Below are 16,356 nucleotides of genomic sequence, written 5' to 3'. Positions count from 1 at the left end.
AACGCATTAAGAGAAGAGGGCTGGACGTCGTTGCCACAGCGCACCTTCATCGGTGCCTTACTCTTTACAATAGTCTCTTCAAACAAATGAAGAATTTCTAACAGCTACACATTCGGCTACTTGTTTTTTTAACGGCTTTGGAGTTATTCGCTGCCATCGCCTAACAATGAGCGCTTATCCCTTGTTAACTCACTTATTGCCCTGATAGATGCAAAAACCAGGCCGAAAACCGTACTATTTAAAAATAATGATTTAAAAACAAATGGTTAAAAAATAACGAATCATCACGCGGCACGCTTTTTAGCACTCTGCGCACGTTAAATGGCATGTGAGGGTGCACGCTACCGCCCTTTTCGCACCATCGCTGTGCAGCCTATGCGCAGAGCCGTGCCGCCAGCAATCCAGCTAACAATCCTAAGCAACTGAAATAATTATACAAAAGATGGTTAATGGCCAGTTGGCTAGTTCCTTGCTTGTTACGGAGTAAGATTTTTAATCAGCTGACAGCCAATGGTGGTTGTCGCGCGTTTAAAAAGACGCTATCGGGCAACGACGCCCCTGTTACGCACGCTTTTGCGATTCTTTGCAAAGAGGTGCGAGACAGGGGCGTTTTTTGTTTGGTGCTCAAGTAGCCGCAACGACAAGAGGAGCCACCTATGGAAACCACTTCCCGGTGCTCACCTAACGACCATCTAGTGATCATTGGCAATGGCATGGCCAGCCACCGCCTAATCGAGGCGCTGGTCAAACAACCCACACGCCCCCAGCGCATCACGGTGATTGGCGCCGAGCCCACCCCTGCCTATAACCGTATTCTGCTTTCACCGCTGCTGGCTGGTGAAATGCAGCAAGAGGCGTTGACCCTGCGCGACACCGCGTGGTACGCCGAACAGGGCGTCACGCTGATACTGGATGAAAAGGTCGAGACGCTTGATCGCGCAAGCCAAACGTTGGCCACCGATAGCGGGCGATCACTCGATTACGATCATCTGATCATCGCCACCGGCTCGCGCCCAGCACTACCAGACGTTCCCGGGATTGAGCTTGAGGGCGTACACGGCTTTCGCGACCTACAGGACGCCGCTTCTCTTGAGGCCATCGCTCAGCGCGGCGGCGACGCTGTGGTGATTGGTGGTGGCCTACTCGGTCTTGAAGCGGCTGAAGGGCTGCGTAAACGTGGCAGTGATATCAAGGTGAGCGTGCTCCAGCGCAGCGAGCGGCTGATGAACCGCCAGTTGGATACCACCGCCGCCCATCTGCTTAAAGACACCCTCACTCAGCGCGGCTTACAAATCATTACGGACGCGCAAGTAGCCCGGCTAGAAGGTGACGCCCAGGGTCGGGTCGTCAAGGTGCATCTTGCTGATGGTCGCCAGTTGAAGGCCTCCAGTGTGATCGTAGCCGCGGGCATTACCCCTAATGCGCAACTCGGACATCAGTCGGGCCTGACCACCCAGCGCGCCATCGTCGTCGACGAATTTCTGACGACTTCGGATACGGCTATTTCCGCCCTCGGCGAGTGCTGTCAGTTTGAGGGCACCACCTACGGCTTGGTAGAACCGATCTGGCGCCAGGTGGAGGTACTTGCCGCCACCCTATGCGGCATGCCTACCCATGGCTACGCGGATACTCCCAGCGCCACCAAACTTAAAATCAGCGGCGTAGCGCTCTATGCCTTTGGCCCCACTGAGGCCAGCGCCGAGCATGACGTCTTGAGCTATCACGACCTTGAGCGCGGCGACTACCGCCGCCTGCTCTTGCGCAACGGCCAGATTGAAGGCGCGGTGCTTTACGGCGACACCAGCCAAGGCCCCTGGTACTTCGAGCAGGCGCTCGCAGGTACCCATCTCAACGCTTACCGCCAAGCCCTGTTGTTTGGTGGTGCTGATGTCGAGGTGCTCCGCGAAGCATCTCAACACAGCCCTGATTCTTCTGAGTTCTCTTCAAAACACTCTTCTTCTAAACACTCTTCTCATACAACGTCGGAGGCGGCTTAAATGTCTACCCAACAGCAGCTTATTATTATTGGTAATGGCATGGTCGGCCACCACCTGGTCGAGCAGCTCGTCGATAACGGCGCCCTTGAGCGCTATCAGGTCACCGTGTTTGGTGAAGAGCGCCACCGCGCCTACGACCGGGTGCATCTCTCTGAATATTTCAGCGGCCGCGATGCCGATTCGCTAGCGCTTTGCGAAGCGGATTACTACGCCACCAGCGGCGTTGAACTGCGCACAAGCGAAGCCGTCATTGAGATCGACCGCAACTCACAAGAGGTGGTCACCGACCAAGGCCGTTACCCCTACGACCGCCTGGTGCTGGCCACCGGTTCTTTCCCCTTTGTACCGCCGATTCCCGGTAACGATCGCGATGGTTGTTTGGTGTACCGCACTCTGGACGACCTAGACGCCATCCAAGCGGCCGCCGAAAACGCCACCACCGGCGTGGTCGTAGGTGGCGGTTTGCTCGGTTTGGAAGCAGCGAATGCCCTGCGCGGGTTAAACCTGGATACCGCCGTGGTGGAGTTCGCCTCACGCCTAATGCCCATGCAGGTGGATAACGAAGGCGGCGAGCTACTGCGGGAAAAAATTGAAGCGCTGGGCGTACAGGTACTTCTGGAGCGCGCCACCCAGCGCATTGAAGATGGCGAAGCAAGCCGCCACCGCATGGTCTTCCAAGACGACAAGGTGTTGGAAACCGACCTGATTGTGTTCTCAGCAGGTATTCGCCCCCGCGACCAGTTGGCCAGGGACTGCGGTCTGGAGATTGGTGAGCGCGGCGGCGTGGTAGTGGATAACCAGTGCCTCACCAGCGACCCGGCCATTCTAGCGATTGGCGAAGTGGCGCTGTGGAACCAGAGCATTTTTGGCCTGGTCGCCCCGGGTTATCAAATGGCCAAAGCAGCATTTTCGACGCTAACCGAAGGCGATACCCAGTTTGGCGGCGCGGATATGAGCACCAAGCTCAAGCTGCTGGGCGTGGATGTGGGCTCGATTGGTGACGCCCACGGCAATCAAAACCCCAGCGCACGCATGTTCCGCTACCTAGACCCCATCAAGCAGGAGTACCGCAAGCTGGTAGTCTCCAGTGACGGTAAAAAGCTTCTAGGCGCGATGCTAGTCGGCAACAACGGCGTTTACGACACGCTTCTACAGTACTACTCCAACGGCATTGAGTTGCCCGACGAACCGGCCTCATTGATTCTGCCGCAAAGCAGCGGTGCCGCTCCCACTCTCGGCCCCGGTGCGCTGCCGGAAACCGCCACCATCTGCTCCTGCCATAACGTTTCCAAAGGCGACATTTGCGCCACTATTGACGCTGGCGCGGTGGATCTAGGCGGTGTCAAAGTTGCCACCAAGGCCAGTACTGGCTGCGGCGGCTGCACCGCGCTGCTCAAAAGCGTGGTTGACCACGAACTGGAAGCCCGCGGTGTCGAAGTCGATAAATCGATTTGCGAGCACTTCGCCCATACCCGCCAAGAGCTTTACGATATTGTGCGCGTCGAAGGCATCAAAACCTTCACTGACTTGATTGAAAAACACGGCAACGCCGACACCCACCGCCTGGGTTGCGATATCTGCAAACCCGCCGTGGCGTCCATCCTGGCCTCCTGCTTCAATGAGCCAATCACCGACGCGGCGCATATTCCCCTGCAGGACACCAACGACACCTTTATGGCCAACATGCAGAAAAACGGCACCTACTCGGTAGTGCCGCGTGTTGCCGGTGGCGAGATTACCCCAGACAAACTCATCGTGCTGGGCGAAGTGGCCAAAAAATATAGCCTCTACTCCAAGGTCACCGGCGGCCAGCGTATCGATCTGTTCGGCGCCCGCCTGGAAGACCTGCCGGATATCTGGAGCGAGCTGATTGCGGCGGGCTTCGAGACTGGCCACGCCTACGGTAAATCGCTGCGCACGGTAAAATCCTGCGTAGGCAGCACCTGGTGCCGCTACGGTGTGCAGGACAGCGTCGGCATGGCGATTCAGTTAGAGAACCGCTACAAGGGCCTGCGCTCACCCCACAAGATCAAGTTCGGCGTTTCCGGCTGCACCCGCGAGTGCGCCGAAGCCCAGAGCAAAGACATCGGCATTATCGCTACCGAAAACGGCTGGAACCTCTACGTTTGCGGTAACGGCGGCATGCGCCCCCGCCACGCCGAACTGTTCGCCACTGACCTGGATGACGAGCAGCTCTACCGCACCATTGATCGCTTCTTGATGTTCTACGTGCGCACTGCCGACCGCCTGCAACGCACTTCGGTGTGGCGCGAAAACCTCGACGGCGGCCTGGAGTACTTAAAAGAGGTGATTCTGGAAGACAGCCTAGGCATCAACGACGAGCTGGAGCGCCAGATGCAAACCGTGGTGGATACTTACCAGTGTGAGTGGGCCGACGCCATCAGCGACCCAGAGAAGCTCAAGCGCTTCCGCAGCTTCGTCAACGACGACCGCCCGGATCCGTCAATCATTATGACCTCAGAGCGCGGCCAGCTGCGCCCCGCTTAAGCGACGCAGGGCCCTGACACTGACAACGACACTGACACTGAATAAAAACGAGGCAATCCATGACCGCAACGGCACTGAAAAAAGAGATGGATATGGCGGATGTGCAAAACAGCGATGCTTTTGAAAACCACGCTTCTGAAGACAACACGGCGTGGCAAAAAGTCTGTACCAAAGATGATCTGGTAGCGTTCTCTGGCATCGCCGCCTGGCTGGAAACCGCCGAAGGCCCCGCCCAGGTAGCTATTTTCTACTTGCCCGGGCTGCGAGGAAAGGGCGATGAACTCTATGCTCTCGACCACCATGACCCCTTCTCAAACGCCAACGTGATCGCCCGAGGCATCGTTGGCGACCTTAAAGGCTCGGCGGTAGTCGCATCGCCTATCTACAAGCAGCACTTCCGCCTTGAAGACGGCCAGTGTTTAGAGGATGAGGACGTTAAGCTACGTACCTGGAAGGTTGAATTTAAAGGTGATGAAGTGTGGGTTGAGGGGTAACCACATTTATTAGCCTTGTTAAATCGACAACGCCGCCCTTAGGGCGGCGCTGTTGTTAGCAGGCAGTCACTCTCAAACGTTATTCATTCAAAAAGCTAATCAGCGCCTGATTAAACTCATCAGGATGGGTAGCATTGAGACCATGGGGCCCGCCCTTGATCACTTGCGTTTGCGCATTGGGCAGTAGCTCCTGGGCCCGCTTGCCACTAACTTCAAAGGGCACAATGCCATCAGAATCGCCATGGATGATTAGCGTGGGGATATCGATACTCGGCAGGTCTTTGCGGAAATCGGTATAGCTAAAGGCTTTGATGCAGTCATAAGTGGCCTGAGGAGAGGCGAAGGCGGCAATATCGCGATGGTACTTTCGATTCGGCTCGCTAACCAAGTCGCTGCGTTCACCCGCCGTAAAGAAGCTCTTGGTAAACTCTTCCAGGAAGGCAAGGCGGTCATCTTTTACGCCCTCAAGGAACTGATTGATGGTGGCATCATCAAGACCACCTTCAGGGTTATCATCGGCTTTATACAGGTAAGGCGGCACCGCCGCGGCAAAAACGGCTTTATGAACACGACTGCTGCCATAGCTGGAGAGGTAGCGCGCCACTTCACCACCGCCCATGGAAAAACCCACCAGGGTGGCATCGTGCAAATCCAGCGCCTCGATCAGTTTCTTGAGGTCTGACGCTAGGGTGTCGTAGTCGTAACCGCCATCGGCCTGGGTTGACCCGCCAAAGCCTCGGCGGTCATAGGTAATCACCTTATAACCCGCCTCGACTAACGCAGGCACCTGCTGTTCCCACGAGCGGCCACTCAGCGGCCAACCGTGAATCAGCACCACGGGCTTGCCCGCCCCGCGCACTTCGTAATAAAGCTCAACCGGCGTGCCCTGTTCCGTTCCTACGCTCAGCATTGGCATCGTCTCACCCTCCTGTTTGGCTTAACGTGAATTAAACAAACGCCTCATTAGGTTAGTAGAACTTACGATGCTTTCCAAAAGTGCGTAATACGTCGGCATTCGATAATTCGCTAACAAAGTTGCTATGCTTATCGGCTATTTCGACTTATGCACACCGGAAGAAACCTTTGTGAAGACAGAATCGAGCACTTTAGCGTTTTCAGCCTTTATGGCGCTGCTGATTGGCTGTGCAGGCATCGTGGCCACGCTGGCCTCCAACTCCCAAGCGATCCTGCTGGATGGGCTGTTCAATCTGATCTATTTCAGTGTTGCCCTGGTCACGATCAAAGTGAGCAAACTGGCTAGCCGCCCCGATAGCGAATCCTACCCGTTCGGCTATAGCTACTTTGAGTCGCTGGTGAATCTGTGCAAAGGGCTGCTGATTTTAGGCGTGTCTATTTTTGCCTTGGTCGACGCCATTGCCGCCCTACTCACTGGCGGCCGTGAGATCGCGGCAGGCTTGGCGGTGCTGTACGCGCTATTCGCCACCGCGGCTTGTTCACTTACCGCCTGGGTGATGCACCGCAGTCAGCGCCATGTAAGCAGCCCGCTGGTGGCGGCGGACAGACTCAACTGGTTAGTTAACAGCGTGATTTCTGCCGCTGTACTCGCCGCCTTCTGCCTGGTGATGCTGTTTGAGCGCTTAGGCTGGCAGACGATTCTGCCCTACGTGGATTCGGTGTTGGTCATTGCAGTGGTGGTACTCTGCCTGGGTGTACCGGTGAGGATGGCCTCCCAGGCCTTGAAGGAGTTGCTCAACAAAACGCCAGAAGAGGCTATCGCTGTGCCCGTTCGCCAAGCCGTGGCGAGTGCCCTGGCGGATACCGACACCCAAGAAGTGCGCGTGCGCATGGTGCGCCCTGGGCGGCTGCTGTATGTGATGGTGCATGTGGTACTGCCCGACCAATCCGATGTTGCGGTCTCCACCCAGGATTTACTCCGGGCGCGCGTCGATGACGAGGTGCGCCGCTACTACTCTCCCGTGGTGTGTGACGTGGTGTTTACTGCCGACACCCGCTGGGCAGCGCCCTCCTGTGGTCTATTGGTAGAGAAGCACACATAGATAGGCTGTCCAGGTTACCGAGCCTTGCGCAGTAGAACTAGCGAGGCGATCACGCCAACCAGTAGCGCAAGGCCAAATAGCGTTAACGCAAGCGTATGCCCTACCGCATCGATGAGTACTCCGGTGGAGATTACCGGAATACTGAAGCCCAGATAGGCCATCAGAAAATAGCCCGCGCTGGCTTGGGTGGCTTGTTGGCTAGCCGAGGTATCCGCAATCGCCAACACGCCGCTTAATCCACCCAGGTAGATAAACCCATAGCAGGCGCTGCTGGCGGCTACTGTGCCCAACAGCACCGCCGCAAGATAACCATGAACAGCTCCCCAGGCGATCAACCCGTAGGCAATCGGCAAAATCACCAGCCCCAGTTGGGTAGCGCTGCGCGGCGCAAGCCTTCTCGCCCAGGGCTGAAACAGTACCCCGCAGCTGCAGATACCGAAGGTGGCGAAACCGCTCCAGGCGGATAAACCGTGTTGGCTTAATGCCGAAGGCAGGATCGCGATCACCAACCCCACCAACGCCCAAGCCAACAAAATCGCCAACCCATAGGAGAATGCCCCTTGGGGGTAGCTGGGCAAACGCAGCATAGGACTTTTGGTGGCGCTCGGTGCACGATCCTTAAGCGTGGTGACCACCACCAGCGCCAGCGAAGCGGTGGCTAAATAAATCCATAGGCTGGGTGGCGATACGCTTGGGGTGTGGAAAACAAACAGGCTAGTCACCGCGGCCCCTAGCCCAAACCCGAGTGCGGTACTGGCCGTTACATAGTTAGTCGCCACACGGTTGTCCTCACCACCCAACAGCATCTGCATATAAGCGGGAGCTACCGCAGACGTTAACCCCGTACTAATACCCAGCAGAAAGCGAGCAACACCCAGCGCCAGCAAACCGGGCGCTATCAGGGTAATCCCCGTCGCCAAAAGACATAACAGCAGAGCACTCATAATTAGTGGCTTGCGCCCTACCCGATCGGCCAAGCCATTTAACCCCAGCAACACCGGTATAATGCCCACCACATAGCAGGCAAAGGCGATACTGGTGGCGCCAACGCCCAAACCATCCCGCGCCGCCAGCGCATCGTAAAGAGGGGCCTGTAAATTAACCGCCGTGGTAATCGTACATAGCGCAAACGCCAGGCAGGCTGCACTCCTTTTATTGATAGCGCGATTGGTAGTGCGGCTCATAGCTAAGTCCTAAATAAGTAAGTCATTGAACCGCTACCCTCCCACGCTTACCGCTCAGCGGTAAGATACACTTAACCTCCACTTTCCAGACACTGTTCCGCCTTTTTAGCGAACAGTTGAAAGCCATAGGCCACGTTATGAAACTAGAGGTTAATCGGCACGCCACGACGCCCATCGCCCAGCAGCTCGAAGCAGGCATTCGCGCTTGGATTACCGCGCACGGTGCAGGCGGTGGCCGTCGCTTACCCTCTATTCGTCGCTTAGCCGCCACCCACCACATCAGCCGTAATGCGGTGATTGAAGCTTACGAACGGCTTGTCGCTTCTGGCTTAGTGCGCTCACAACCCGGTTCAGGTTTTTATGTGGCGGATAGCGCAGCAGCACTGGTATCACAACCCGCAGCTACGAGCGGATTGGAAGAGGTCACCAACGGGCTATGGGGGCTTTTCAGTGCCAATGAGCACACGCTCAAGCTGGGCTGCGGCTGGCTGCCCAGCGACTGGCGAGAAGGCGATGACCTCACTCACGCCATTCGCCAAGTGGCGCGTAAAAGCCGTTCGGGGATTTTCGAGTACAGCACACCTCAAGGGCCGCAGGATTTACGCGGTTTAATCCAGGAACGCCTGCGCCCACTGGCGATTACTGCGGACGCCCAGCAGATCGTGATGACCGGAGGCGGCAGCCATTCGCTGGATCTGCTGGTGCGGATGCTGCTAGAGCCTGGCGATGTGGTCTTCGTGGAATCACCGGGCTATTACAATCTGTTCGGCCTGCTGCACTTACAGCGAATCCGCGTGATTGGCGTGCCGCGATTAGCCGATGGGCCTGATATCAAGCGCTTGGAGGTGTTGTTGGCCCAGCACCGCCCAAAGCTGTTCTACATCAACAGCGTTTTTCACAACCCCACGGGCAGCACGCTCACCCCGGCGGTGGCGCACCGAGTGTTACAGCTCGCCGAGCAACACGATTTTCAGATTATTGAAGACGATATCTACGCGGATTTTCAGCACACCCCCACCACCCGCTTGGCAGCGCTAGACGGTTTGAGCCGGGTGTTCTACCTGGGCAGCTTTTCGAAAAGCCTCTCCTCTTCACTACGGGTAGGCTTTGTCGCCGCGCCCGTGGCTTGGGTGCAACGCCTAGTAGATATCAAGATGTTGACCAGCATCTCCGCTTCGCGGTTTGCTGAGCAGGTCGTCACCACCCTGCTGCAAAACGGCAGCTACCGAAAGCTCACCGAGCGGCTGCGTATCAAGCTCGCTAATCAAATGGCGATGGCACTGACGATGCTGAAAAATGCCGGTTGGGAGGTGTATACCCAACCGGCTGGCGGGATGTTTGTGTGGGCGAAACCACCGGCAGCCATCGCCCCTGAAACCCTGACTGAACTGGCTAACCGGTGGGAAATCACGCTATCGCCGGGGCATCTATTTTTTGCCGATCATCAGCCAACGCCCTGGCTCCGGCTCAACGTCGCCTATATACAAGACCCAAGGGCGCAAGCGTTTATTGAAGCAGCGAGTTAGCTCCCTACTCGTCTTTTGCCTCTTTCACGGGCCACACATCCGCATCTACCAGCTCGGGACGTTTGAGAATGGCCGGATCAAATATCGGCTCTTTAATACCGTCGCGGCGCTGACGCTCATAATCTTTCAGCACGGCTACGGCAATTGGCCCCATGATCAAAATGGCAAACAGGTTAGTAGTTGCCATTAGCCCCATGGCCAGGTCGGCAAAGTCCCATACCACGCTCAGTTCAGCGACAGAACCCAGCAGCACCATAGCGATAATAATCACCTTAAATAAGCTTACCGCCTTTGCGGCATGACGACGAAATAGAAATTCGATATTCACCGATGAGAACGAGAAGTTAGCCAAAATGGAGGTAAATGCAAAAAACAGTATCGCCAAGGCGATAAATATCTCCCCGAAGCCACCTAGATGGTCGACCATGGCATCCTGAGTAAGCTGAATACCTTCGATGCTGTCGCCCGGCGACTCCGACATCAGCCGCTCGTAAACGCCGGAGAGCAGAATCACCACCGCCGTGCAGCTACAGATAACGATGGTATCGACAAATACCCCAAAGGATTGCACCAGCCCCTGGGCTGCCGGGTGTTTGACCGTCGCTTGGGCCGCCGCATTAGGCGTTGACCCCATGCCCGCCTCATTGGAAAACAGGCCGCGCTTGACGCCATTCTCCATCGCCGCTTTAATCGCGTAGCCCGCAGCACCACCCACCGCAGGGCCAAAGCCAAAGGCACTCATCACTATCAGCGAGAGCATATCGGGCACTGCTGGCAGATTGGTCAACAGGATCCATAGCGCCACCAGCAGATACGCAATCGCCATTGCAGGGACGATCTTCTCGGCGGTGCGCGCCACCGATTTGAGGCCGCCATAAATAACCGAGCCTGCCAGGATGGCAATCACCACGCCGGTAAGCCAATTGGGTATGCCAAAGGCGCCGTTCATACCTTGCGCAATGGTATTGGACTGGGCAGCGTTAAACGCTAAGCCGTAAGCAATGATCAGAAATACCGCAAACAGCGCGCCGAGCCAACGCCACCCCAGGCAGCGTTCAATGTAGTAGGCTGGCCCGCCGCGAAATACGCCATCTTCATTGCGATGCTTATAGACCTGGGCCAGGGTCGATTCGATAAACGCCGTGGCGAAACCCAGTAGCGCCGTGACCCACATCCAGAAAATTGCCCCCGGCCCGCCAATCCACAGCGCCAGCGCCACCCCGGCGAGATTACCGGTGCCGACCCGTGCCGCCATGGAGGTGGCAAATGCCTGAAAGCCGCTAACGCCATCTCCGGCACCGCGCGCGGTGAACGTCACATAGGCCATATGCCTGAACATACGGAACTGCATACCCCGAGTCATAATGGTAAACAGCAGACCAGCGCCTAGCAGCAGATAGACAAGAATATAGCTCCAGATAAAGTTACTGACCGGCATCATGATGGCATAGAGACCATCGCGCAGGGGGGCAATGAGTAGTTCAAGGGTCTCCATGGGCATACTCTCCAATTGGTTTCTTGTTTACACGTGAGTATTTGCCCTGACCCGACGTGCTAAGTTGGCTCACTAAGGGTTAGAACCCTGCCAGTCAGTCTAGACAGTTTTTGAATTAGCCCCCAAGCATAGTGCATAAAAAAGCGGCCCGAAGGCCGCTAGAAAAATACAACTATTTAGAGTAACCACCCGTTAATTACAGCTCGCGTTTGCCGTCCACTAACCGCGATACTTTAAGCGGGTTGCCCTCTTTGAGAGCATCGGGCAGCAAGCCTTCTGGCAGGGACTGGTAACATACCGGCCGTAGGAAACGGTGAATGGCTGCCGAACCCACAGAGGTCGTGCGCGAATCAGAGGTAGCCGGGAACGGGCCGCCGTGCACCATGGCATGGCACACCTCGACACCGGTGGGCCAACCGTTGGCAAGGATGCGCCCAGCTTTACGCTCCAGGGTGGGCAGTAACGCTTTGGCGGCATCAATATCCGCGTCGTCCATATGTAGCGTGGCGGTTAGCTGTCCCTCAAGCTGTTCAGCAACACGTTTTACTTCCGCCGCATCTTCGCACTCAACTATCAACGAGCTGGCACCGAACACCTCCGCTTGCAGCGCTTCAGATGCGAGGAAATCGCTCGCTGACGCGGCAAACAAGCCTGTCTGGCACTGATAGTCGCTGCCAGTCTGGCCACGGGCAATTTCACGCACCTTGCCGGCGCTGCTCAGGCTGGCTACGCCCTCTTGATAAGCACGGTGAATACCCGGCGTCAGCATTGTCTGCGAACCGCTGGCTTTCACGGCGCCTCGCGCGGCTTCAATGAAGGCATCCAACTCAGGGCCTTTTACCGCAATCACCAGGCCAGGATTGGTACAGAACTGACCCGCGCCCATATTGAGAGAGCCCACAAAGGCTTCTCCCAGCGCTTTACCACGCGCTTTAAGGGCGGCCGGTAGCAAGAAGACGGGGTTAATACTGCTCATCTCAGCGTAAACCGGAATCGGCTGAGGCCGCGCTTGGGCGGTTCTCATCAGCGCTGTACCACCGCTGCGCGAACCGGTGAAACCAACCGCTTGAATGCGAGGGTCATCGACCAGCGCCTGGCCAATTTCGTTACCGGCACCAAACAGTAGCGAGAATACGCCTTCTGGTAACTGGCAGGCTTTCACGGCTTTTTGAATCGCCTTACCAACAAGCTCGGAAGTGCCTGGGTGTGCAGAGTGGCCTTTTACCACTACCGGGCAGCCAGCCGCTAGGGCCGAAGCGGTATCCCCCCCAGCAACGGAAAATGCTAGCGGGAAATTGCTGGCGCCGAATACAGCGACAGGCCCCAGAGCGATATGGCGCTGACGCAGGTCAGCACGCGGCAGCGGCTGACGATCCGGCATCGCCGGATCAATACGCACATCTAACCACTCTCCGGCACGAACAACGGAAGCGAATAACCGCAGTTGCCCGCAGGTTCTGCCCCGCTCGCCTTCAATGCGCGCCTGGGGCAGGCCCGTTTCGGCCATGGCGCGCTCAATCAGCTCACTACCAATCGCTTCAATTTCACTGGCAATGGTTTCTAAAAACGTAGCGCGCTCTTCGAGGGACGTTTCGCGGTAGATAGCATAGGCCGTTTCAGCTAGCTCGCAGGCTTGCTCAACATGCGCACGACTGCCGCCGACATAAATGGGCTCTAGCTTTTCGCCGGTAGCAGGGTTAACCGCTTGAATGTTGGCTTGAGTCCCGGTCACTGATTGTTGCCCAATCAGCATTTCGCCTCGCATTGTCATACATCGCTCCTTAAATGGTCAGTGATATCACTGGTCGCCCGTGTCGCATTGCTACTGTGCGCGTTACTTCTGCCCACGATATTGGCCATAGGTGTTGCGCGCCCGGTTAAGATGCTGAAACATTGTTTCACGGGCAGCCTGCGCATCGCGGGAAAGAATAGCTTCAAGAATATAGCTGTGCTCTTCCTGAACTCGCTCTAAATAGCGCTCGGAGGAGATCGGGTTAATATCAATACTTAGCAGTTTGGCGCGGGGAATCACGCTCTGGCTCCACTGCTTGTAAAAAGATTGGAAAAAGGGATTTTTGGTCGCCGTGGCAATCGCAAAGTGAAACAGATAATCCTCTTCACGGGCTTGGGTTTTTGCAGTACAGGCATTACTAAAGGCAAGGTGCTGCGCCTCCAGCCGCTGACGATCTTCATCGTCGTGGCGTAAGGCGGCCAGTTCCGCCGCCGCTGGCTCTAAGGTTAGCCGCAGTTCTAGCAGGTGCAAGATATCTTCCACAGTAGTGGGGTTAATGCGTTCTGCAGGACGCGCCTCTACTGTGGAAGAGCGCAGCACTGATGTGCCTACGCCTCGCCGGGTTTCCACCAGCCCCAGAGACTTAAGGTGGGTAATCGCTTCACGGATCACAGTGCGGCTAACGCCAAAGGAGTCACACAGGCTATTCTCAGTAGGCAGCTTCTCTCCTACCGCGACTTTGCCCTGCGTGATCAACGCTTCCAACTGGTCGGCCACGTGCACGGACAAGCTTCCCTGTTGTGTCACTTTACTTATTTGAAGCGGTTTTAGGGCAGATGCCGCTGCGCTGGTTTTGACCATGGAAGCTATCCTTCATTAATATCCAAGTTGTATTATATCGTACAACCTAGGTCTTGGAAGTGCCAATAAATGGCTTCTGAATGACCCCAGGCAGCCTGTTTTCTATTTTTAATGCCATCACGAGTAACGACGAATATTTTTTCATGCTAGATACAACACATCATACAAGAAAAAAATAGGCCTTATTATTGTGCCAAGCAAGCATAACTAACGAAATCCGAACCAAAGTTAAAGTAGCACTTTGATAAAAATCAGCTCATCAACATTACGGTCTCATATACCTTACCCCCCTTGCTTATGGCGCAATCGGTGCATGCTTTTTGTTGCAGTTTTGTATGATGTAATACAACATGTGATTGATAGAGGGAACCAAAGGCAATAAGGCTTAACGTAACCCTCATACCGGCGAGATCACACAAGGTTCTTTACTTGCATAGCGCCACCTTGGGTGGATAGCCCGCAGCCCTTAATAGAGTAATCACCAAGGAGTATCACCATGCTGTATGACCACCGTACCTATACCTGCACACCTGGCACGTTGAAGAAACAGATGGCGCTCTACGAAGCGCATGGCTGGGCCATCCAAAAACGTCACCTTGGCGAACCTCTGCTATACGGGCCGGTCGAAACCGGCAATGTGAACTCCTATGTACATATCTGGGTGTTCAAAGATGCCGCTGACCGTAGCCAGCGGCGCGCCGCTATGCAGAGCGACCCAGAGTGGGCCGCCTATCTCAAGAAAAGTGCCGAGGCCGGTTATCTAATTAGCCAGGAAAACAAGATTGTTGTCCCCGCCCCCTTCTTTAAAGACTGACTTCTTGATTAGCGGGTCTCTTCTTAAAGTGGTTCCTTTATGAACGAGCTTTAGCTGAACGCAGTGCTGTGACGGTAGTACGTGTTGAAATCCGTTCCGGGTCAGTCACAAGCTCGATCACGGCAGGGCGACCCGAGGCCATGGCCCGCTCCAGAGCGGGCTTGAAAGCGGCCGTATCGATAACACGTTCGAAATGCGCGCCAAGCCCTGCTGCCAATTGGCCAAAGTCTGGATTCACCAGATCGGTTCCCGAAACGCGATTAGGATGTTCACGCTCCTGGTGCATGCGAATCGTGCCGTAAGTACCGTTGTTAAATAGCAGCACGATGGGCCGTCCGCCATGCTGTACGGCAGTGGCGATTTCAACACCGCTCATCATAAAGCCGCCGTCGCCGACAAACGCCAGTACACACTTATCGGGCTCGCGTAGAGAAGCCGCCACGGCGGCAGGTACTGAATACCCCATCGCACCGCAGGTTGAGCCAATAATCCGACCAGGACGCTGGTAGGCCAAAAAGCGCTGCGCCCATCCGGTATGGTTTCCGGCGTCCAGAGTGACAATACACTCCTTCGGCAAGCTATCGCGCAACGCATGCATTGCCGCGCCCATATCGAGCGGGTAATCGTGTGACGGAGGCAAAATATCGGCAAGATACTCATCTCGCAACGTTTTGCACCACTCACTCCAGCGGCTGCGCTGCCCCCAGTCGTGAGCGGCTAACGCTGCAGCCAGCTTATCAGGGGCCGAAACAACGCCCAGCGCCGGGCTAAACACACGGCCTATCTCATCCGGGTCAATATGCACGTGTATCAGCGTTTGGCTGGGAGTAGGAGACGCCAGCGTAGTATATGTTCGGGTAGTCATCTCGCCGAGCCGGGCTCCGACGACCAACAGCAGATCCGCCTCAGCAAGGCGCTTAATCAGTGACGGCACCACGGCGGTACCGAAATCACCGACATAGCAGTCTGAGGCATTGTCCATTATATCCTGGCGGCGAAATGAGCAGGCGACGGGAATACCGTTAGTTTCAGCGAAGCTGCGTATCTGCACACAGGACTCATCCGTCCAGCCCGATCCACCGACCAACATCATCGGACGTTCGGCACGGGAGACCAGGGCAGCGATTTTCTCGATTTCCTCCACGGCAATGCCCGGCCTTGACGGCGTGTAGGGAACAGCGTCTTCGACTTCGACGATATCGGTTAGCATATCCTCTGGTAACGCCAGCACCACCGGGCCTGGGCGGCCTGACGTTGCCACCCGAAAGGCGCGCGCCATGTATTCGGGAATGCGGCTCGCATCCTCTATCTGCGCAACCCACTTGGCGACACCGCCGAACATCACCCGGTAGTCGATTTCCTGAAACGCCTCTCGATCCATAGAGTTGCGGTCGACCTGGCCGATCAGCAGGATCATAGGCGTCGAATCCTGCTGGGCAATATGAACGCCAATAGCGGCATGGCAAGCGCCAGGCCCGCGTGTCACCAGGCATATACCGGGGCGCCCCGTCAGCTTGCCATAAGCCTCGGCCATATTCGCCGCTCCAGCCTCGTGCCGCGCATTGTAGAGGGTGAAATGTTCACGCTGATCATAAAGCGCATCGAGCACTTCCAGGTAGCTCTCTCCGGGCACACAGTAGCCACTATCAGCACCGTGTATAAGAAGCTGGTCAACCAGTACTTTTCCCCCGGTACGCGGCAAGGGGCGAGTTTTTGTTGTCATGTTG

12 protein-coding genes are annotated in these 16,356 nt (G+C 56.1%); 6 read left to right on the top strand and 6 right to left on the bottom strand.

Annotated features, from left to right (window positions below; all coding sequences use genetic code 11):
- The first annotated feature begins 656 nt into the window (after positions 1-656).
- From JI62_RS14760 to nirD, 3 genes are read left to right on the top strand one after another with little or no spacing between them, the layout of a single operon-like run.
- Complete coding sequence (locus JI62_RS14760; RefSeq protein WP_088700867.1) at positions 657-1,997, top strand: NAD(P)/FAD-dependent oxidoreductase; 1,341 nt, start codon at positions 657-659, stop codon at positions 1,995-1,997.
- Positions 1,998-4,505 carry a nitrite reductase large subunit NirB gene (gene nirB, locus JI62_RS14755; protein ID WP_088700866.1) on the top strand — a complete coding sequence of 836 codons (2,508 nt, stop codon included), beginning with the start codon at positions 1,998-2,000 and terminating at the stop codon, positions 4,503-4,505.
- 59 nt (positions 4,506-4,564) lie between these two features.
- The gene (gene nirD, locus JI62_RS14750; protein ID WP_088700865.1) at positions 4,565-4,999 is read left to right on the top strand and encodes a nitrite reductase small subunit NirD; all 435 of its coding nucleotides are present in this window, start codon (positions 4,565-4,567) and stop codon (positions 4,997-4,999) included.
- A 79-nt stretch (positions 5,000-5,078) separates the two neighbouring features.
- On the opposite strand, the gene JI62_RS14745 is transcribed toward nirD, so the two are convergent.
- Entirely contained in the window at positions 5,079-5,915 is an 837-nt protein-coding gene (locus tag JI62_RS14745; protein ID WP_088700864.1) for an alpha/beta fold hydrolase, read from the bottom strand.
- 169 nt (positions 5,916-6,084) lie between these two features.
- Here JI62_RS14745 and JI62_RS14740 point away from each other — a divergent pair, with 169 nt between their 5' ends.
- Positions 6,085-7,017, top strand: a complete 933-nt coding sequence (locus tag JI62_RS14740) for a cation diffusion facilitator family transporter (protein ID WP_088701344.1) — start codon at positions 6,085-6,087, stop codon at positions 7,015-7,017.
- 14 nt (positions 7,018-7,031) lie between these two features.
- On the opposite strand, the gene JI62_RS14735 is transcribed toward JI62_RS14740, so the two are convergent.
- Positions 7,032-8,201, bottom strand: coding sequence for an MFS transporter (locus JI62_RS14735; protein ID WP_088700863.1), 1,170 nt, complete (start codon positions 8,199-8,201; stop codon positions 7,032-7,034).
- Between the two features lie 137 nt (positions 8,202-8,338).
- On the opposite strand from JI62_RS14735, the gene JI62_RS14730 reads away from it, so the two are divergent.
- Entirely contained in the window at positions 8,339-9,727 is a 1,389-nt protein-coding gene (locus JI62_RS14730; protein WP_088700862.1) for a PLP-dependent aminotransferase family protein, read from the top strand.
- A gap of 4 nt (positions 9,728-9,731) precedes the next feature.
- Here JI62_RS14730 and JI62_RS14725 read toward each other — a convergent pair whose 3' ends face one another.
- The 3 genes from JI62_RS14725 to JI62_RS14715 all read right to left on the bottom strand — a co-directional run bounded on the left by JI62_RS14725 (position 9,732) and on the right by JI62_RS14715 (position 13,815).
- Positions 9,732-11,222, bottom strand: a complete 1,491-nt coding sequence (locus JI62_RS14725) for an alanine/glycine:cation symporter family protein (protein ID WP_088700861.1) — start codon at positions 11,220-11,222, stop codon at positions 9,732-9,734.
- A 196-nt stretch (positions 11,223-11,418) separates the two neighbouring features.
- Positions 11,419-12,993: an aldehyde dehydrogenase (NADP(+)) gene (locus tag JI62_RS14720; protein WP_088700860.1), complete on the bottom strand. Its 1,575-nt coding sequence runs from the start codon at positions 12,991-12,993 to the stop codon at positions 11,419-11,421.
- 63 nt (positions 12,994-13,056) lie between these two features.
- On the bottom strand, positions 13,057-13,815 hold the full coding sequence (locus tag JI62_RS14715) for a FadR/GntR family transcriptional regulator (RefSeq protein WP_170938564.1): 759 nt from the start codon (positions 13,813-13,815) through the stop codon (positions 13,057-13,059).
- A 496-nt stretch (positions 13,816-14,311) separates the two neighbouring features.
- Between JI62_RS14715 and JI62_RS14710 the strand changes: the two genes are divergently transcribed.
- A complete protein-coding gene (locus tag JI62_RS14710) occupies positions 14,312-14,629 on the top strand; it encodes an NIPSNAP family protein (protein WP_088700859.1) in 318 nt (105 codons plus the stop codon).
- A 37-nt stretch (positions 14,630-14,666) separates the two neighbouring features.
- Here the strand turns inward: JI62_RS14710 and JI62_RS14705 are convergent, their stop codons facing one another.
- Positions 14,667-16,352 carry a thiamine pyrophosphate-binding protein gene (locus JI62_RS14705; protein ID WP_088700858.1) on the bottom strand — a complete coding sequence of 562 codons (1,686 nt, stop codon included), beginning with the start codon at positions 16,350-16,352 and terminating at the stop codon, positions 14,667-14,669.
- Positions 16,353-16,356 lie beyond the last annotated feature (4 nt).

This window comes from Halomonas campaniensis (assembly GCF_002211105.1).
Taxonomy (GTDB): Bacteria; Pseudomonadota; Gammaproteobacteria; order Pseudomonadales; family Halomonadaceae; genus Vreelandella; species Vreelandella campaniensis_A.
The sequence above is the reverse complement of the archived record's forward strand: the minus strand, read 5'-3'. Positions and strand labels throughout refer to the sequence as shown.

Excerpts from the sequence above, each read along its gene's own strand:
- nirB (WP_088700866.1), top strand. The coding sequence starts at position 1,998 with ATGTCTACCCAACAGCAGCTTATTATTATTGGTAATGGCATGGTCGGC.
- nirD (WP_088700865.1), top strand. The coding sequence starts at position 4,565 with ATGACCGCAACGGCACTGAAAAAAGAGATGGATATGGCGGATGTGCAA.
- JI62_RS14710 (WP_088700859.1), top strand. The coding sequence starts at position 14,312 with ATGCTGTATGACCACCGTACCTATACCTGCACACCTGGCACGTTGAAG.
- JI62_RS14745 (WP_088700864.1), bottom strand. The coding sequence starts at position 5,915 with ATGCCAATGCTGAGCGTAGGAACGGAACAGGGCACGCCGGTTGAGCTT.
- JI62_RS14720 (WP_088700860.1), bottom strand. The coding sequence starts at position 12,993 with ATGACAATGCGAGGCGAAATGCTGATTGGGCAACAATCAGTGACCGGG.
- JI62_RS14725 (WP_088700861.1), bottom strand. The coding sequence starts at position 11,222 with ATGGAGACCCTTGAACTACTCATTGCCCCCCTGCGCGATGGTCTCTAT.
- JI62_RS14730 (WP_088700862.1), top strand. The coding sequence starts at position 8,339 with ATGAAACTAGAGGTTAATCGGCACGCCACGACGCCCATCGCCCAGCAG.
- JI62_RS14715 (WP_170938564.1), bottom strand. The coding sequence starts at position 13,815 with ATGGTCAAAACCAGCGCAGCGGCATCTGCCCTAAAACCGCTTCAAATA.
- JI62_RS14735 (WP_088700863.1), bottom strand. The coding sequence starts at position 8,201 with ATGAGCCGCACTACCAATCGCGCTATCAATAAAAGGAGTGCAGCCTGC.
- JI62_RS14705 (WP_088700858.1), bottom strand. The coding sequence starts at position 16,352 with ATGACAACAAAAACTCGCCCCTTGCCGCGTACCGGGGGAAAAGTACTG.
- JI62_RS14760 (WP_088700867.1), top strand. The coding sequence starts at position 657 with ATGGAAACCACTTCCCGGTGCTCACCTAACGACCATCTAGTGATCATT.